17 protein-coding genes are annotated in these 15405 nt (G+C 68.4%); 9 read left to right on the top strand and 8 right to left on the bottom strand.

The window, feature by feature from the left end; all coding sequences use genetic code 11:
- Positions 1-18: 18 nt before the first annotated feature.
- Positions 19-453, top strand: a complete 435-nt coding sequence (locus NTM_RS20490; protein ID WP_232079781.1) for an acyl-CoA thioesterase — start codon at positions 19-21, stop codon at positions 451-453.
- A 70-nt stretch (positions 454-523) separates the two neighbouring features.
- The gene (speB, locus tag NTM_RS20485; RefSeq protein WP_163769567.1) at positions 524-1546 is read left to right on the top strand and encodes an agmatinase; all 1023 of its coding nucleotides are present in this window, start codon (positions 524-526) and stop codon (positions 1544-1546) included.
- On the opposite strand, the gene NTM_RS20480 is transcribed toward speB, so the two are convergent.
- Positions 1530-2411 (bottom strand): cyclopropane mycolic acid synthase family methyltransferase, encoded by an 882-nt coding sequence (locus NTM_RS20480; RefSeq protein WP_104861174.1) that lies wholly within the window; start codon positions 2409-2411, stop codon positions 1530-1532. The two genes, speB and NTM_RS20480, sit on opposite strands and share 17 nt — an antisense overlap.
- 319 nt (positions 2412-2730) lie before the next feature.
- On the opposite strand from NTM_RS20480, the gene NTM_RS20475 reads away from it, so the two are divergent.
- The 4 genes from NTM_RS20475 to NTM_RS20460 all read left to right on the top strand — a co-directional run bounded on the left by NTM_RS20475 (position 2731) and on the right by NTM_RS20460 (position 5969).
- Positions 2731-2949 carry an Rv3202a family protein gene (locus NTM_RS20475; RefSeq protein WP_163767412.1) on the top strand — a complete coding sequence of 73 codons (219 nt, stop codon included), beginning with the start codon at positions 2731-2733 and terminating at the stop codon, positions 2947-2949.
- Between the two features lie 107 nt (positions 2950-3056).
- Positions 3057-4214, top strand: a complete 1158-nt coding sequence (locus NTM_RS20470; protein WP_163769566.1) for a serine hydrolase domain-containing protein — start codon at positions 3057-3059, stop codon at positions 4212-4214.
- 28 nt (positions 4215-4242) lie between these two features.
- Positions 4243-4638 (top strand): hypothetical protein, encoded by a 396-nt coding sequence (locus NTM_RS20465; RefSeq protein WP_163767410.1) that lies wholly within the window; start codon positions 4243-4245, stop codon positions 4636-4638.
- 17 nt (positions 4639-4655) lie between these two features.
- Entirely contained in the window at positions 4656-5969 is a 1314-nt protein-coding gene (locus tag NTM_RS20460) for a cytochrome P450 (RefSeq protein ID WP_163767408.1), read from the top strand.
- Here NTM_RS20460 and NTM_RS20455 read toward each other — a convergent pair.
- Genes NTM_RS20455 through NTM_RS20445 form a run of 3 tightly spaced genes read right to left on the bottom strand, consistent with a single transcriptional unit; the run spans position 5956 to position 7849 of the window.
- On the bottom strand, positions 5956-6447 hold the full coding sequence (locus NTM_RS20455) for a hypothetical protein (protein WP_232079779.1): 492 nt from the start codon (positions 6445-6447) through the stop codon (positions 5956-5958). The two genes, NTM_RS20460 and NTM_RS20455, sit on opposite strands and share 14 nt — an antisense overlap.
- Positions 6448-6504: 57 nt before the next feature.
- Entirely contained in the window at positions 6505-6900 is a 396-nt protein-coding gene (locus NTM_RS20450) for a hypothetical protein (protein ID WP_163767406.1), read from the bottom strand.
- A 22-nt stretch (positions 6901-6922) separates the two neighbouring features.
- Complete coding sequence (locus tag NTM_RS20445) at positions 6923-7849, bottom strand: dienelactone hydrolase family protein (protein ID WP_163767404.1); 927 nt, start codon at positions 7847-7849, stop codon at positions 6923-6925.
- 121 nt (positions 7850-7970) lie between these two features.
- Between NTM_RS20445 and NTM_RS20440 the strand changes: the two genes are divergently transcribed.
- The 3 genes from NTM_RS20440 to NTM_RS20430 are packed head-to-tail and all read left to right on the top strand — an operon-like array spanning position 7971 to position 11999.
- Positions 7971-9761, top strand: a complete 1791-nt coding sequence (locus tag NTM_RS20440; protein ID WP_083143886.1) for an N-acyl-D-amino-acid deacylase family protein — start codon at positions 7971-7973, stop codon at positions 9759-9761.
- Positions 9751-10224, top strand: coding sequence for a nuclear transport factor 2 family protein (locus NTM_RS20435; protein ID WP_083143863.1), 474 nt, complete (start codon positions 9751-9753; stop codon positions 10222-10224). Before NTM_RS20440 ends, NTM_RS20435 begins: the two co-directional genes overlap by 11 nt.
- A gap of 11 nt (positions 10225-10235) precedes the next feature.
- Positions 10236-11999, top strand: a complete 1764-nt coding sequence (locus NTM_RS20430) for an N-acyl-D-amino-acid deacylase family protein (RefSeq protein ID WP_163767403.1) — start codon at positions 10236-10238, stop codon at positions 11997-11999.
- A 7-nt stretch (positions 12000-12006) separates the two neighbouring features.
- Here the strand turns inward: NTM_RS20430 and NTM_RS20425 are convergent, their stop codons facing one another.
- The 4 genes from NTM_RS20425 to NTM_RS20410 are packed head-to-tail and all read right to left on the bottom strand — an operon-like array spanning position 12007 to position 15388.
- Positions 12007-12492, bottom strand: coding sequence for an SRPBCC family protein (locus NTM_RS20425; protein ID WP_104861180.1), 486 nt, complete (start codon positions 12490-12492; stop codon positions 12007-12009).
- A 2-nt stretch (positions 12493-12494) separates the two neighbouring features.
- Positions 12495-12848: an ArsR/SmtB family transcription factor gene (locus NTM_RS20420; protein WP_163767400.1), complete on the bottom strand. Its 354-nt coding sequence runs from the start codon at positions 12846-12848 to the stop codon at positions 12495-12497.
- A gap of 47 nt (positions 12849-12895) precedes the next feature.
- Complete coding sequence (locus NTM_RS20415; RefSeq protein WP_232079778.1) at positions 12896-14026, bottom strand: amidohydrolase family protein; 1131 nt, start codon at positions 14024-14026, stop codon at positions 12896-12898.
- The gene (locus NTM_RS20410; RefSeq protein WP_163767398.1) at positions 14027-15388 is read right to left on the bottom strand and encodes a type I glutamate--ammonia ligase; all 1362 of its coding nucleotides are present in this window, start codon (positions 15386-15388) and stop codon (positions 14027-14029) included. It abuts the gene before it with no gap.
- Positions 15389-15405 lie beyond the last annotated feature (17 nt).

The raw sequence follows: 15405 nt of genomic DNA, 5'->3' as shown, positions 1-15405 counted from the left end.
TTCTTCTAAGGTGTTCGGGTGAGCGAGATCCCGGCCACGTTCTCCCTGCCGATCGTGCCCCGCTACGCCGAGGTCGACCAGCAGGGCGTGGTCTTCAACGGGCATTACCTGACCTGGTTCGACGAAGCGTGCACCGGCCTGCTCGACAACCTCGGGGTGGCGTATCCGGAGCTGATGGCCGGCGGGTACGACTTCCAGGTCGTGCACAGCGAGATCGACTACGCGTCCTCGGTGCGCTGGCGCGACGCCGTCCGGGTGACCGCGGGCTGCCGCCGGGTCGGGTCGACGAGCTTCACCGTCGAGTTCAGCGTGCTCGCCGCCACCGCATCCGAGCCCGAACGCGTTGCGGTGCGCGGACACAACGTCTACGTCGTGGTGTCGACCCGGGACTGGACCAAGCGACCGGTGCCGGACGCACTGCGTGCCGCATTGACCCGTTCCCCGGGCGGCTGAGCGGTACGGTCGTGCCATGGGCAGCAGGCACGGGCAGGATCACGGACACCGCCGGGAACTACCGCCGGGAATGGCCGAACAGCTGGATCTCGCGTACGCCGGTGTGGCCTCGTTCGGTCATCGTCCGTTCCTGACCGAGGTGGAACAGCTCGACTCGTGGAAGCCCGACGCCGCGATCGTCGGGGCACCGTTCGACATCGCCACGACCAACCGGCCCGGCGCTCGGTTCGGGCCCCGTGCGATCCGCGCCACCGCATACGAGCCGGGGACCTATCACATGGACCTGGGGCTGGAGATCTTCGACTGGCTGGAGGTCGTCGACTTCGGCGACGCGTACTGCCCGCACGGTCAGACCGAGTTGTCGCACAACAACATTCGCGAACGGGTGCACGCGGTCGCCTCACGCGGGATCGTGCCGGTGATCCTCGGAGGCGACCACTCCATCACGTGGCCGGCCGCCACCGCCGTCGCCGACGTGCACGGCTACGGCAACGTCGGCATCGTGCACTTCGACGCCCACGCCGACACCGCCGACGAGATCGAGGGCAACCTCGCCAGCCACGGCACCCCGATGCGCAGGCTCATCGAATCCGGCGCGGTGCCGGGATCGCACTTCGTCCAGGTGGGTCTGCGCGGCTACTGGCCGCCGCAGGACACGTTCGAGTGGATGCAAGAGCAGAAGATGACCTGGCACACCATGCAGGAAATCTGGGAGCGCGGCTTCAAAGCGGTGATGGCCGACGCCGTCGGCGAAGCGCTGGCCAAAGCCGACAAGCTGTACGTGTCGGTGGACATCGACGTGCTCGACCCCGCGCACGCGCCCGGCACGGGAACCCCCGAGCCCGGCGGAATCACCAGCGCCGACCTGTTGCGGATGGTGCGCCAACTCTGCTACGAGCACGACGTCGCCGGTGTGGACGTCGTCGAGGTCGCCCCCGCCTACGACCACGCGGAGCTGACGGTCAACGCCGCGCACCGGGTGGTGTTCGAGGCACTCGCGGGAATGGCCGCCCGGCGCCGCGACGCCGCCGACGGCGCGGTGGGCCAGCCGGCCCGGTCCTACCGGGACCGGGGCGTCACTTCTGCAGAGTGAACTGGCAGATGTCGGTGTAGCCGTCGCGGAACAGATCGGCGCATCCGGTCAGGTACTTCATGTACCGGTCGTAGACCTCGCGGGACTGGATTTCCACGGCTTCGGCCTCGCGGCTGCGCAGCGCGTCGGCCCAGATGTCGAGCGTCTTGGCGTAGTGCTCGCGCAGGCGCTGCTCGCGGGTGACCTCGAACCCGGCCTTGGTCGCGTGCTCGGCGACCGTGGTGGGCTTGGGCAGGTCACCGCCCGGGAAGATCTCGTCCATGATGAACTTCGAGAACCGCACGATGGTCATCGTCAGCTTCAGCCCCCGCGCGGCGAACTCCTCGTCGGTGGGCTTGATGATCGTGTGCAGCAGCATCCTGCCGTCCTCGGGCAGCACCGCGTAGGCACGCTTGAAGAACTCGTCGTAGCGGTCGCGGCCGAAGTGCTCGAACGCGCCGATCGACACGATCCGGTCGACGGGCTCGTCGAATTGCTCCCAGCCCTGCAGCAGCACCCGCTTGCTTCGGGGGCTGTCACTGCTGTCCAGCGCCTTCTGGACGTGCGCCTGCTGATTGCGGCTCAGCGTCAGGCCGATGACGTTGACGTCATACTTCTCGATGGCACGCAGCAATGTCGCACCCCAGCCGCAGCCGATGTCGAGCAGCGTCATCCCCGGTTCCAGGCCGAGTTTGCCCAGCGACAGGTCGATCTTGGCGAGCTGCGCTTCCTCCAGCGTCATGTCCTCGCGTTCGAAATACGCGCAGCTGTAGGTTTGCGTGCGGTCGAGGAACAACCGGTAGAAGTCGTCTGACAAGTCGTAATGCGACTGGACGTCCTCGAAGTGAGGCTGCAGATCCGCAGAGCCGTTCGGTGTATCGGGCAAGGTAATTGGCCTTCAGGTTCTGGATGCTGGTCGAGGGGCGCGGCCCAACCCCGATCGGGGCGGTTCCCGCTGTTCACGCAGTAGCCGAAGCCTACCCGAGACGTGCAACAACCCGTGAATCAGCAGCACACACCCCACGGCGCCACCTCCGCCATGTATCCGGCCACAGGGTATGGGCCGTTCACAACCGGTAACCGGCTGCCCGGCCACCGCGCCTATCGTGGAAGTGCAGTGCCCGTCGGTTAGGACTGGAACGACACACACTCGAACGACACACACTCGAACGACCACCTCAACGACACTGGCCCGGAGGTTGCCGATGACCAAACCCGATGGAACGCCCGATCGAAACCCCTTCGACGACGTGCCGGAAGCCGACGTCGCCGAACAGCGCACACCGATCGACGACACCGACGATGAGGTTTGGGACGGTGCGTCGCCGCGCATCGACGTCGACCGCGACTGGCAGGCCAGCGAGGCCGACCTGATCGAGCAGGCGATCCCCGTCCCCGAGGACGACACGGAATTCGACCGCTGACGTTCGACCGCCGACTGTTCGACCGCTGACGCTTTCATCGCCGGGCGCGCGACGCATACTGTCGATGCGTGAGCCTTCGTCTGCAGCCGCTGGTGCTGGCCGTGGTGATGGGGACGGTGCTGGCGGCCTCGGGATGCGGGGCGGGCGCAGACGATGCCGAGGCTCTGTCCACTCACCACGGTGAGGCCACCAGCAGCGCCGCGCCTGCCGCGACGCTGCCGGCGGAGCTGACCGACCGCCTGGACCGCGCCATCGAGCAGGCGATGATCGACGCGTCGATCCCAGGTGCCGTGATCGGTATCCGGGGACCGCAGGGCGATTACGTGCGCGCGTTCGGTGTCGCCGACAAGAAGACGCGCGCCCCGATGAAAGTCGACGTGTTCACCCGGATCGGGAGCCAGACAAAGACTTTCACCGTTACCGCGGTGCTGCGCCTGGCCGACCAGGGCAGGCTCGGTCTCGACGACCCGATCTCCCGGTTCGTCTCCGGCGTGCCGCGTGGCGACGAGATCACCCTGCGTGAGCTGGCGCGGATGCAGAGCGGGCTGGCGAACTATACGAACCACCCGGAGTTCGTCCGCGACCTGTACAGCGACCCGCAGCGACGCTTCACCCCGCAGGAGTTGCTCGACTTCGCGTTCTCCCAGCCGGCGTCGTTCACCCCCGGCGACGGGTTCGAATACTCGAACACCAACACCCTGTTGCTCGGACTGGTGGTCGAGTCCGTCACCGGCCGCTCGCTGGCCGATCATCTGCGCGATCACGTCAGCGGGCCCCTCGGCATGTCCGACACCACCCTGCCCTCGGACAGTGAGTTCCCGAAGCCCCACGCAGCGGGCTATACCCGGCAGTCCCTCGACGGCGGCGAGACCACCGCGACAGACTGGAACCCGTCCTGGGCGTGGGCGGCCGGCGCGATGATCTCGACCCTGCAAGACATGCAGATCTGGGCGCCGGCCCTGGCCAACGGCGCACTGCTGACCCGGGAGATGCAGCAGCAGCGCCTGCAGACCGTCGACAGGTTCGGCGATCCCGCCCCCACCGGATACGGCCTCGGCGTGTTCAACCTCGGTGGTTGGATCGGACACAACGGCAGCCTGCCCGGCTACCAGACCGTCTCGGTGTTCCTGCCCGAGGAGCAGACCTCGCTGGTGCTGTTCGTCAACACCGACATCCCGGTCGACGGCGCCGATCCGGGAACCGTTCTGGCCACTGCCGTCACCACCGAGTTGAGTCCAGGACACGTCTATGCGATGGGTGATTGACCTGCTCTGACGGGGGTATCTCGCAGCGGTGAGCGAAGCGGATGACGCGACGGCCGACGCCGTGGGCAAGCTGACCGAGGCACTGGAGTTCGTGGAGCGCGCGAGGGGGCATCTGTACGCGTTCCACCAGTTGATGGGGCGCGCGGATCTGCTGGCCGGGGAAGCCTGCGATCAGCTGCGCGACAACGGCAACGATGCGATCGCCGAGCGGCTGGAGACCGATCTCGTGGGCCGCAACGTGCTCTACGGCCGCTGGACGTTCCAGGTGGTCGAGGAGTTCGATGACACGTACTGGTCGGTGTTCCGGGAGCACGAGCAGAGGGTCCGCGACGAACTGCTCGCCGGCGAACGGCACGTGCACGAGGCGCGGATGAAGGAGCGCCGCCGGACTCACGGTCGAAAGGGTCACGAGGCGGGGCCCTGAGGCTACGCTTGGACTGTATGAGCCTTGAACCGGCGCTGGTCCGCCCCAACGGGATTGCGCCGCCGGACGTGCCGCTGGCCGACATCGCGCTGGGTTCCTGGGATTTCTGGGGACTCGACGACGACGTCCGCGACGGGGCGTTCGCGACGTTGCGACGCGAAGCGCCGATCAGCTTCCACGACTCCTACGTGGTCGACCAGGATTCCGACGTTGCCGGGCACTGGGCGCTGACCCGGTACGACGACGTGTTCTACGCCAGCAGGCATCCGGAGATCTTCAGTTCCGCGCTGGGCATCACCGTCGGTGACCAAACCCCGGAACTCGCCGAGTATTTCGGGTCGATGATCGCGATGGACGACCCTCGACACACCCGGCTGCGCAACATCGTGCGCAGCGCGTTCACTCCTCGGGTGCTGGCGCTGATCGAGGAGTCGGTGCGCCAGCGGGCCAGGCGGCTGGTGACCGACATGGTCGCCGCCCACCCGGACGGTCACGCCGACGTCGTCACCGCGCTGGCGGGGCCGCTCCCGCTGCAGATCATCTGCGACATGATGGGCATCCCGGAGCAGGACCACCAGCAGATCTTTCACTGGACCAATGTGATCCTCGGGTTCGGCGATCCCGACATCGCCACCGACTTCGACGAGTTCGTCTCTGTCGCAATGAACATCGGTGCTTACGCGAGCGGGCTCGCCGACGAACGCCGCCGCAGTCCGGGCGACGATCTGACCACGGCGCTGGTGCTCGCCGAATTGGACGGGGAGCGGCTGACCTCCGCAGAGGTGGCGTCGTTCTTCATCCTGCTCGTGGTGGCGGGGAACGAGACCACCCGCAACGCCATCAGCCACGGGGTGCTGGCGCTGAGCCGCTATCCCGAGCAACGACGGCGCTGGTGGGCGGACTACGCGGCGATGGCGCCGACCGCCGTCGAGGAGATCGTGCGCTGGGCCTCCCCGGTCGCCTACATGCGCCGCACCGCGACCCGAGACATCGTGCTCAACGGCGCGAGCATCGCCGCCGGAGACAAGGTGACGCTGTGGTACGGCTCGGCCAACCGGGACGAGTCGAAGTTCGACGACCCGTGGATGTTCGACGTCGGACGCCATCCCAACCCGCATGTCGGTTTCGGCGGCGGAGGCGCGCACTTCTGCCTCGGGGCCAATCTGGCACGCCGCGAGATCACGGTGGCGTTCGAGGAACTGCACCGGTTGATCCCCGACATCCAGGCCGTCGACGAGCCCGACCGGCTCCATTCGGCGTTCATCCACGGGATCAAACGGCTGCCGGTGGCATGGACGCCACCGGCCGCCGGATCCGCTACTGGGTCCTGACGTCCGGGCGCATCGTGTCGGCCCGGCCGTCGCGCAGCGTGTGCCGGCCCGGCTCGTCGACGTTCAGGCCGTCCTTCTGGCCGTTGTCGTCGCGGCCGGCATCCTTACGCGGGTCGATCTTGTCGGCGTGCTCGCGGCGGGCGTCGATGTGCTCCTGTGAGTGCGACAGCGCCTCGCGCCGGGTGGACGCGGTGTCGGCGAGGCGGGCGGCCTCGGCGGCCTTGGCCTCCGCTTCAGCCTGTGCCGCACGGGCTTTGGCCTCGGCTTCCTCGACCAGGGTGGCCTGGCGTTCGACGCGCTTGCTGTCTTCGTGGACTTCCTGGCGAATCCGGTCGGCTTCCTCGGCGCGACGACGGTTGCGGTTCTTGCGGGCCATGAACACGACCGCGCCGAGCACGATGAGTGCGACGACGACGGCCACGATGATCACGACGACGTTGGTATCCATGCCGAACTCCTTCGCTATCGGAGCGGCCATGGTTGACGGCTCCGTCGATCGGACGGATGCCCGAGCCGGTGATCGGCTAAACCGTCGTCACAGCGTCGTGGTGGCGGGCCCGGTCGTTACGCAGTATTTCTGCGGCGGATTGCCCTTGGTCGCGCATCCGCTGCCGGTCGCGGTGTAGGTCGCCCCGGGCCGGTATGGCTGGAAGAACACCTGCGCGGGCAGGATCCCCCTGCCCTGCGCGCACTGTCCGGGACCGTCGGTGCCCTCCATCGCGATGCAGGCCGTGGTCTGGAAGGTCACCGCGCCATCGCATGCGCCGACGCCGACCGTCGCGGTGACCATGTCGGTGCCCGAGACGTTCACCACGGTGGGTGCGCTCAGCCGGTACGTGCACGCCTCGGGTTGCGGCTGCGCGCCCGCCGCGGGTGCGCCGAAGCCGAGCATGGTGGCGGTGACGGCCAGTGCGGCGGATGTCCGGAGCATCCCAGGATGGTATTTCACGGATCTACCCGACGTGGGCAGCCAACCAGTTCAGGGTTCGCGACCAGGCGTCCGCGGCCGCCGCCGGGTCGTAGCGGTCGCCGGTGTCGTTGAAGAACGCGTGGTCGGCACCGGGCTCGGTGACGAGTTCGTGTACCAGCCCGGCCCTTTCCAGCGCCGCCGCAGCGACCGGTTCGGTGGCGTTGACCCGCTGGTCCCGCTCACCGTAGAAACCCAGCACCGCGACGTCCCTCGACCCGGCGAAATCCGGGTCGTCGGGGGTGGGCCCGTAGAACGGCAGCGCTGCGGCCAGCTCCGGGGTCCCCGCCGCGAGCAGTCGCCACACCAGCCCGCCGCCCATGCAGAACCCGATGGCGGCGATCTTCTGCCCCGGGGTACGGCGCGCCAGCTCCGCGATCCCGGATTTCAGGTCGGCGACCATGGCCTCGGGCGCGCGGGCGCCCAGCGCCGCGGTGGCCTCGGCCGGGTCGGCGAAGGTCGCGGTGCCGCCGCGCTCGGAGAGCAGATCGATGGCCAGGCTGGAACAGCCCGCGCCCGCGAGCCGACCCGCGACCGAGCGGACCCAGTCGTTGAGCCCCTTGTTCTCGTGGATCACCAGGACCCCGCCGCGCGACCGGTCCGCCGGCGCCCAGGCGCCCTGCAACTCCCCCGCCGGTCCGGCCCACGTCACCGGCTCCGTCGGCAACGCACCGTCCATCCCCGGCGCCGGCGCGTCGGCCGGCGGGGACGGCACGTCGGAGGGTGAGGCATCGGACGGTGTGGACTTCGCCTGGGCCTGCTTGTTCTCCCCGCACGCGGTGATCAGCGCCGTCGCGGCCGCGGTGCCGACGCCGAGCAGGGCGAGCCTGCGCAGCGCCTCACGGCGCGACAACAGCCCGTCGAGGTGGTCAGTGGCGATCTCTTCTGCGATGTAGCGCTGCAGCGGCGTCACAGGGCTCATTGTGCGCTCGCGTCCGAACGCGCGGCCCAAAGTAGACAGACACGAAAATCTGTTCACCGATTTCGTTGACACCGCCGTCGCGCGCTGTTCGAATGAGCGCGTGAGCACGGGTGTGAGCTACGACACGATCATTCGCGGCGGACGATGGTTCGACGGAACCGGGGCGCCGTCGGCGGTGCGGACCCTCGGCATCCGCGACGGCCACGTCGCGGCGATCACCGACGGCGACCTCGACGAGACCGGATGCCCGCAGGTCATCGACGCCGCGGGTAAGTGGGTGCTGCCCGGCATGCTCGACATCCACACCCACTACGACGTCGAGGTCCTCGGCGGGCCCTCGCTGTCGGAATCCCTGCGGCACGGCGTCACCACCGTGATGCTGGGATCGTGCTCGCTGTCCACGGTGTACGTCGGCGCCGAGGACGCCGGCGACATCTTCGGCAGGGTCGAGGCCATCCCCCGCGACCACGTCATCGCCGCGGTGGACCGGCACAAGACCTGGACCGACGGCGAGGGATACATCGCCGCGCTGGAGGCCAGGCCGCTGGGACCCAATGTCGCCGCGTTCCTCGGTCACTCCGATATGCGCGCCGCCACGATGGGCCTGGACCGCGCCACCCGTGACGACGTGCGGCCCACCGAGGCCGAACTGCGGCGTATGGAGCAGATGCTGACCGAGGCGCTACGCGCCGGCTTCGTCGGGATGTCGTCACAGCAATTGCTCTTCGACAAGCTCGACGGCGAGGTGTGCCGGTCCCGCACGTTGCCGTCCACCTATGCCAAAGCGCGCGAACTGCGCCGGCTCAAGTCGTTGCTGCGCCGCGCCGGGCGGATCCTGCAGTCCGGTCCCGACATCGAGAATCCGCTCAACATCGGCTCGCAGGTGTTCGGCTCGCTGGGTATCGTCCGCAACCCGCTCAAGACCAGCCTGCTGTCGGCGGCAGACGTGAAGTCCAACCCGTTCGCGGTCAAGATCCTTGGGCCGCTGGCGCGCCTGGCGAACCGGTTGGGCGGCGACTTCCGCTGGCAGCACCTGCCGGTTCCGTTCGAGGTCTACGCCGACGGCATCGACCTGGTCATCTTCGAGGAGTTCGGGTCCGGCGCCGCGGCGCTGCATCTGAAGGACGAAGTCGAGCGCAATGCACTGCTGCGCGACGAGGCGTACCGCCGGGCGTTCCGCAAGGACTACGACGCGAAATTCGGGATGCGGGTCTGGCATCGCGACTTCTTCGACGCCGAGATCGTGGCCTGCCCCGACGCGTCGGTGATCGGGAAATCGTTCGGGCAGGTCGGGCGTGACCGCGGCGGGCTGCATCCGGTGGATGCGTTCCTCGATCTGGTGCTGGAGCATGGTGCTCAATTGCGTTGGCGCACCACGATTTCCAACCACCGCCCGGAGGTGCTCAAGAAGCTGGCCGCCGACACCGGAATCCAGATGGGCTTCTCCGATGCCGGTGCACACCTGCGCAACATGGCGTTCTACAACATGGGCCTTCGACTGCTGCGTCACGTCCGCGACGCGGCACAGAACGGGCGACCGTTCATGACGGTGGAGCAGGCCGTGCACCGGCTCACCGGTGAGCTGGCCGACTGGTACCGCCTCGATGCCGGGCACCTACGACTCGGGGATCGCGCCGACGTGGTGATCGTCGATCCGGAGCGGCTGGACGCGAGCCTGGACGACTACGCCGAGGAGGCCGTCGACCAGTACGGCGGCCTGTCACGGATGGTGAACCGCAATGACGACACCGTGACCGCCGTGTTCGTCGGCGGCCGCGCCGTGTTCCTCGACGGAAAGCCCACCGCAGTCGTCGGCGCCGAACGCACCGGCCGGTTCCTGCGCGCGGCGCACCGGGCGCCCGCGCTGTCGGCCACCGAAAGGACACTCGCCCATGCCGGTTGACCAGATCACCGATCGAACCTCCGAGGTCGAGCAGACCGTCTACGGGATGTGGGCGGCACTGTCGGCGCGGGACTGGGATGCGCTCAAAGGCTTCCTCGCACCGGACTGCATCTACCTGGACATGCCGGTCGGGCCCGCCGCCGCCGCCCGCGGCCCCGAGGACATCGTCAAACGTCTCAAGATCGGTATCGCGCCGCTGGCTTCCTACCAGAACTTCCCCGGCCTGATGGTCAGCAACGGCGTCGACGTGATGTACGAACACCACGAGGAATGGCATTGGGCCACCGGCGAATCCGCGGTCCTGCAGTTCGTCACGGTGCACCGCGTCCAGAACGGTGTGATCACGCTCTGGAAGGACTACTGGGACATGTCGGCGCTGGCCGACCACGCCCCGCCCAGCTGGTTGGCGGATTTCGCCGAGGCAGACATGTCGTGGGTGTTCGACGCGACCGGACTGGTTTGAGGAGAGACCACATGCTGGACCTCAAGATCACCGGCGGCACCGTCGTCGACGGCACCGGCGCCGACCGCTTCCGCGCCGACATCGGTGTCAAGGACGGCCGCATCGTCGAGGTGCGCCGCCGCGACGGGGACACCGGAGGCCTGGACACCGCGGCGGCCCACGAGATCGACGCTTCCGGCCGCATCGTCGCACCCGGCTTCGTCGACGTCCACACCCATTACGACGGTCAGGTCAGCTGGGACGAGACGCTGGAACCGTCGAGCATGCACGGGGTCACCACCGTGGTCAGCGGCAACTGCGGCGTCGGCTTCGCACCCGTGCGGCCGGGTCGCGAGCAGTGGCTCATCGAGCTGATGGAGGGAGTCGAGGACATCCCGGGTTCCGCACTGGCCGAGGGCATCACCTGGCAGTGGGAGAGCTTCCCGGAGTACCTCGACGCGATCGAGAAGCGGAATCTGGCCGTCGACTACGGGACGCAGATCGCCCACGGGGCGGTCCGCGGTTACGCGATGGGCGAGCGTGGCGCCAACAACGAGGAGGCCACAGCCGACGACATCGCCGCGATGGCCCGCATCGTCCAGGAGGCCGTCGAGGCCGGCGCGCTGGGCTTCTCCACCTCGCGCACCGAGGCGCACCGCGCCATCGACGGCCAGGCGGTACCGGGCACCTATGCCGCCGAGGCCGAACTCTTCGGGCTTGGTCGCGCGATGGCCGCCGGCGGTCAGGCGGTCTTCGAGGTGGCTCCACAGGGTACCGCGGGCGAGAGCCCGGCAGATGCCTGCATGCGTGAAATGGAGTGGATGGCAAAGCTTTCCGACGACATCAGCCGACCGGTGTCATTCACGCTGATCCAGGCTTCGCATGCACCGGACCTGTGGCGCCGGCAACTCGACCGGGCCGAGAAGGCGCATGAGAACGGCATCGAGCTCTACGCACAGTTCGCGGCCCGCCCGTTCGGCATGTTGCTGGGCTTCCCCGGCTATCACGCCTTCACCCATCGGCCGACGTTCCGTGCAGTGTCGGCCGGATCGACCCGGGACGAACTCGCGGCCCGGTTGGCTGATCCCGCGGTCAAGGCGGCGATCCTCGCCGAGGAGGATCTGCCTCCGACGCCCGGTGCCCTGCTCGACGGCTTGTTCGCGCTGGCGCAGTTCAGCACCGACCGCATCTACGCCATCGGCGACCCTCCGGACTACGAACCGACGCCGGACAAGACGGTGGCCGCCATCGCCGCGGCCCGCGGCCAGAATCCGCTGGAGACGATGTACGACCTGATGCTGGAAGCCGACGCCGGCGCCATGCTGATGTTGCCGTTCTTCAACTACGCCGAGGGTGATCACAGTGCGATCTACGAGATGATGCAGAGTCCCGCGGCGGTGTCGGGGCTTTCCGACGGCGGTGCGCACTGCGGTCTGATCTGTGACGCCTCTTACCCCACCTTCCTGTTGACGCACTGGGCCAGGGACCGCCACCGTGGGCCCAAGTTCTCCCTGGAGTACGTGGTTCGCAAGCAGACACTGGACACGGCAACGCTTTTCGGCCTCTCCGACCGCGGGGTGATCGCCGAGGGTAAGAAGGCCGACATCAACGTCATCGACATGGACGCGGTGCGCCTGGACGTGCCACGGATGGTCTACGACCTGCCCGCGGGTGGCCGCCGGCTGATCCAGGGCGCCTCCGGATATGACGCGACCGTGGTCAGTGGCGTGGTGACGCGCCGCTACGGCGTCGACACCGGGGCCCGGCCAGGGCGGCTGCTGCGCGGGGTGCGCTGACCCGCCGTCAGCCGGCGAGAAAACCGTCGATCTGGTTGATCGCCGCCGATGCACCCTCGATCACGCCCATGTCCAGGACCTGCTGCAGCGCTTCCACCGACGCGTAGGTGCTCAGGAAGGTGGCCCGGGTACCGCCGTCGTGCGCGGCGAACGTGAACACGTTCTTCGACACCGGCAGGTCCGGGTTCGGGTTGAAGTCCTGGTCGGCGAACCCGTCGTCGAACGAGAAACCGTTCGGTTCGTCGACCGCGGTGATCTCCCAGTAGCCGGCGTGCTTGTCGCCCTCGGGCCCGGTCATGTAATACGTCACCCGGCCACCCGGGCGCAGGTCGTGATCCACCACGGTCGCCGGATATTCCGGTGGGCCCCAGATCTTCTCCAGCTGACGCGGGTCGGCGTAGATCTGCCAGACCCGCCGCACGGGCGCCGCGAAGTCGGCGACGATGGTCAGGGTCCGGTTCTCGAGATCGTGCTGGACGTCGGTAACGGGCATGGTCACTCCTCGTCGGTTCTGGGTGGTTGCGGATCGGCAGCGATGAGTTCGTCGATGCGCGCGACCCGGCCACGCCAGATCTGCTCGAGTTCTTCGAGCAGTGACGCCACCGACCGCACCGCGGCGACCTCGCCTCGGGCCAGTTGCTCACGGCCGTTGCGCCGCTTGGTGATCAGACCGGCTCTGTCCAGCACGGCGACATGCTTCTGCACGGCGGCGAAACTCATGTCGTAGTTGGACGCGAGCGCGGAAACCGAGTGCTCCCCGGCCATCACCCGGCGCAGGATGTCGCGGCGGGTGCGGTCGGCGAGCGCGTGGAACAGCGCGTCGACGCTGTCCTCGCTCCGCACGATCACCCCATAAACATACAACCGATTGGTTGTATGTTGTCAACCCCCTGGCGTCAGTCCAACCGGTAGACGCGCCGGGCGTTGCGATGCGCGATCAGGTCGATCACCCGGATACCGTCGGCCTCGCTCCACTCGTCGGCGTCGACGAAGCGTTGCACGACCCGGCCGATTCCGTTGCGCCACAGCCGCGATCCGAGAAAATGCAGCTCGGGCGGGCCGAAGCCGTCCGACGAGTACAGGATCTTGCGGAACGGCGCCATCTCCAGCAGGCGGCCGATGAACGCCTCGGCACGGACGCCGAGGTAGTTGATGGACAGCCCGCCGTCGAGGTAGACGTTGTTGAACGCCTGGGCCAGGTATCCGGCCTCGCGTTCGTACGGATAACAGTGCAACAGCATCACCGGGGTGTCTCCGCTGACCCGCAGGAAGTCCAGCAGATGCAGTGGGTTGGCGGTGTCCAGGTCACAATCGCGGTCGCCGAACCCGACGTGGAACTGCAGCGGCTTGCCGAGCCGCAGCGCGCGGTGCAACCCGAACCGCAGCAGCACCCGGTCGGTCAACCGGTCCCCGCCCGCGTCGCGCCAGCGGGCAGCCGCGTCGGCGACCTCGGCGGCCGACGGCTCGGACAGGTCACCGACGAAGCCGCCGCGGTAGGCCAGGATCGACTTGACCCCCACCGCGGTGCGGGCCTGTCGCCACAGCAGATCGTCGAATGCGTCCGCGTAGTCTCCCGAAGCGGCGGCGGCCTGTTCGGCCACCGTCTCCAGCCGGACCACTTCGTGCACCCGACCCGCGCCCAGGCCGGCGAACTCCTCGAGATCGGCCACCTCGCAGGCGAATCCGGTGTCGATGAGCCAGTCCGACACCTGCGCGCCGGCGAGAAACCGGTGTGCCAGCAGGTCCTCGGGGATCGAGCAGCGCTTCGCCCAATAGGCGTCGGCGTCGGCGTGGCGTGCCAGCCCCAGCGTCGGGGCGCAGTGCGCGCGTACCGCGAACCCGAGCTGGGTGTCGAAGGCCGAGCCGAACGCGGCCAACGGTTCGGTGTTGGCCTCGTTGAGCGCGTTCTCGAACCGCGACCTGCCGACGGGGTCCAGCCAGCAGCCGTGGACATGGTGGTCGATCAGCGGCACCGCCGCGACATGCTCGCGCAGCGCGGATCCGCGCCGAGATGGCCGAGCGGTCACTCAGACACTCCAGGCGAGACGGAACTTGTCGGCGAGTTCATGGGACGTCAGGCCCGCGAAGTTCTCCTGCTCGTACCTGCGCACGGCGACCACCGCGTTGACCACCGCGTCGCCGAGGATGCCGCGCATCTTCGCCGAATCGTCGAGAGTGTCCAGGATGGCAGGCAGATCGGTGCGCAGCACCGTGATCCCGGCCTCGACACGCTCGGCCTCCGACAGACTCGACGGGTCGACCCCGACCTCGGCGGGCAGCCTGCGCCTGTTGTCGATGCCGTCGAGAGCCAGTCCGAGGATCGCCGCGGATGCCAGATACGGGTTGGCGGACGGGTCGATGACCTTCACCTCGACGTTGGCGCCGTACGGATTGGCGTCCCCGCTACGTAGATAACGCACCGCGGCCTCCCGGTTCTCGGTGCCCCAGCACGCGTAGGCCCCGGCCCAGGTCCCCGGCTGCATCCGCAACCCCGACAGGATCGAGCCGCCGAGCACACCCTGGGCGTCGGGCAGACCGGACAACACCCCGGCGACCGCACCCGCCCCTTCCGAGGTCATCCCGGCGGGCCCTTCACCACCGGAGAACACCGGAACGTCGTCACGCAGTAGCGAGAAGTGCTGGTGGGCACCGGATCCGACGCCGCCGGCGAACGGCACCGGGGACAGGCTGACGCGCATGCCGTGCGCACGGGCCACCCGGCCGATGATGATCCGCATCAGGGTGACGGAGTCCGCCGCCGCGACGGGCGGCTGCGGGGCCAGTGAGATCTCGAACTGGTTGGCCCCGTACTCGGGGTGGAACTGCTCCATCGCGACACCGGACGCGTTCGCCGCGGCGGTCACGTCCCGGACGAAACCTTCGTGCTCCAGCACCCCGGCCAGCCCGTACTGCGCCCACAGATGGGCGGGGAGTTGCGCCCCGTCGGGACCGACCAGCACGAACTCGATCTCATGACCCACCAGCGCCCTGATGCCGGCGTCGGCCAATCTGTCCTGCACCTTCTGGAGTGTCCCGCGCGGACAGTACGGGTCGGGCTGCCCGTCCTGGGCGAAGAACGATGCCGGGGCCCACGCGAATCCGTCACCGAGGATGCGCAGTGCGCCCAGGTCGATGCGCACCCGCTGGTCCCCGACCACCCCGGTGGACTCGCTGAACACGATCCCGGTGTGGTCGATGGTGAACACATGCCAGACCGGACTCGCGCCCAGACCGGGTTCGGCGAACGCGCCCATCCGGCGCAGCGGAACGGTTTTCGCCAGGGTCAGTCCGGCCGGATTCACCACGGTGCCGATCAGGGTCGCGACCCCGTCGGCCTCCAGCTGGGCGATGGCGGCGGCGGCGAGCGGTTTGGCGGCCATACCCGCCATTCTGCAACGCGGCGCGG

Origin of the sequence: Mycolicibacterium parafortuitum, from assembly GCF_010725485.1 — a bacterium.
Lineage (GTDB): Bacteria > Actinomycetota > Actinomycetes > Mycobacteriales > Mycobacteriaceae > Mycobacterium.
The sequence above is the reverse complement of the archived record's forward strand: the minus strand, read 5'-3'. Positions and strand labels throughout refer to the sequence as shown.

Coding starts and splice junctions, on each gene's coding strand:
- speB (WP_163769567.1), top strand. CDS start 524: ATGGCCGAACAGCTGGATCTCGCGTACGCCGGTGTGGCCTCGTTCGGT.
- NTM_RS20475 (WP_163767412.1), top strand. CDS start 2,731: ATGACCAAACCCGATGGAACGCCCGATCGAAACCCCTTCGACGACGTG.
- NTM_RS20470 (WP_163769566.1), top strand. CDS start 3,057: ATGGGGACGGTGCTGGCGGCCTCGGGATGCGGGGCGGGCGCAGACGAT.
- NTM_RS20460 (WP_163767408.1), top strand. CDS start 4,656: ATGAGCCTTGAACCGGCGCTGGTCCGCCCCAACGGGATTGCGCCGCCG.
- NTM_RS20455 (WP_232079779.1), bottom strand. CDS start 6,447: ATGGCCGCTCCGATAGCGAAGGAGTTCGGCATGGATACCAACGTCGTC.
- NTM_RS20450 (WP_163767406.1), bottom strand. CDS start 6,900: ATGCTCCGGACATCCGCCGCACTGGCCGTCACCGCCACCATGCTCGGC.
- NTM_RS20435 (WP_083143863.1), top strand. CDS start 9,751: ATGCCGGTTGACCAGATCACCGATCGAACCTCCGAGGTCGAGCAGACC.
- NTM_RS20430 (WP_163767403.1), top strand. CDS start 10,236: ATGCTGGACCTCAAGATCACCGGCGGCACCGTCGTCGACGGCACCGGC.
- NTM_RS20425 (WP_104861180.1), bottom strand. CDS start 12,492: ATGCCCGTTACCGACGTCCAGCACGATCTCGAGAACCGGACCCTGACC.
- NTM_RS20410 (WP_163767398.1), bottom strand. CDS start 15,388: ATGGCGGGTATGGCCGCCAAACCGCTCGCCGCCGCCGCCATCGCCCAG.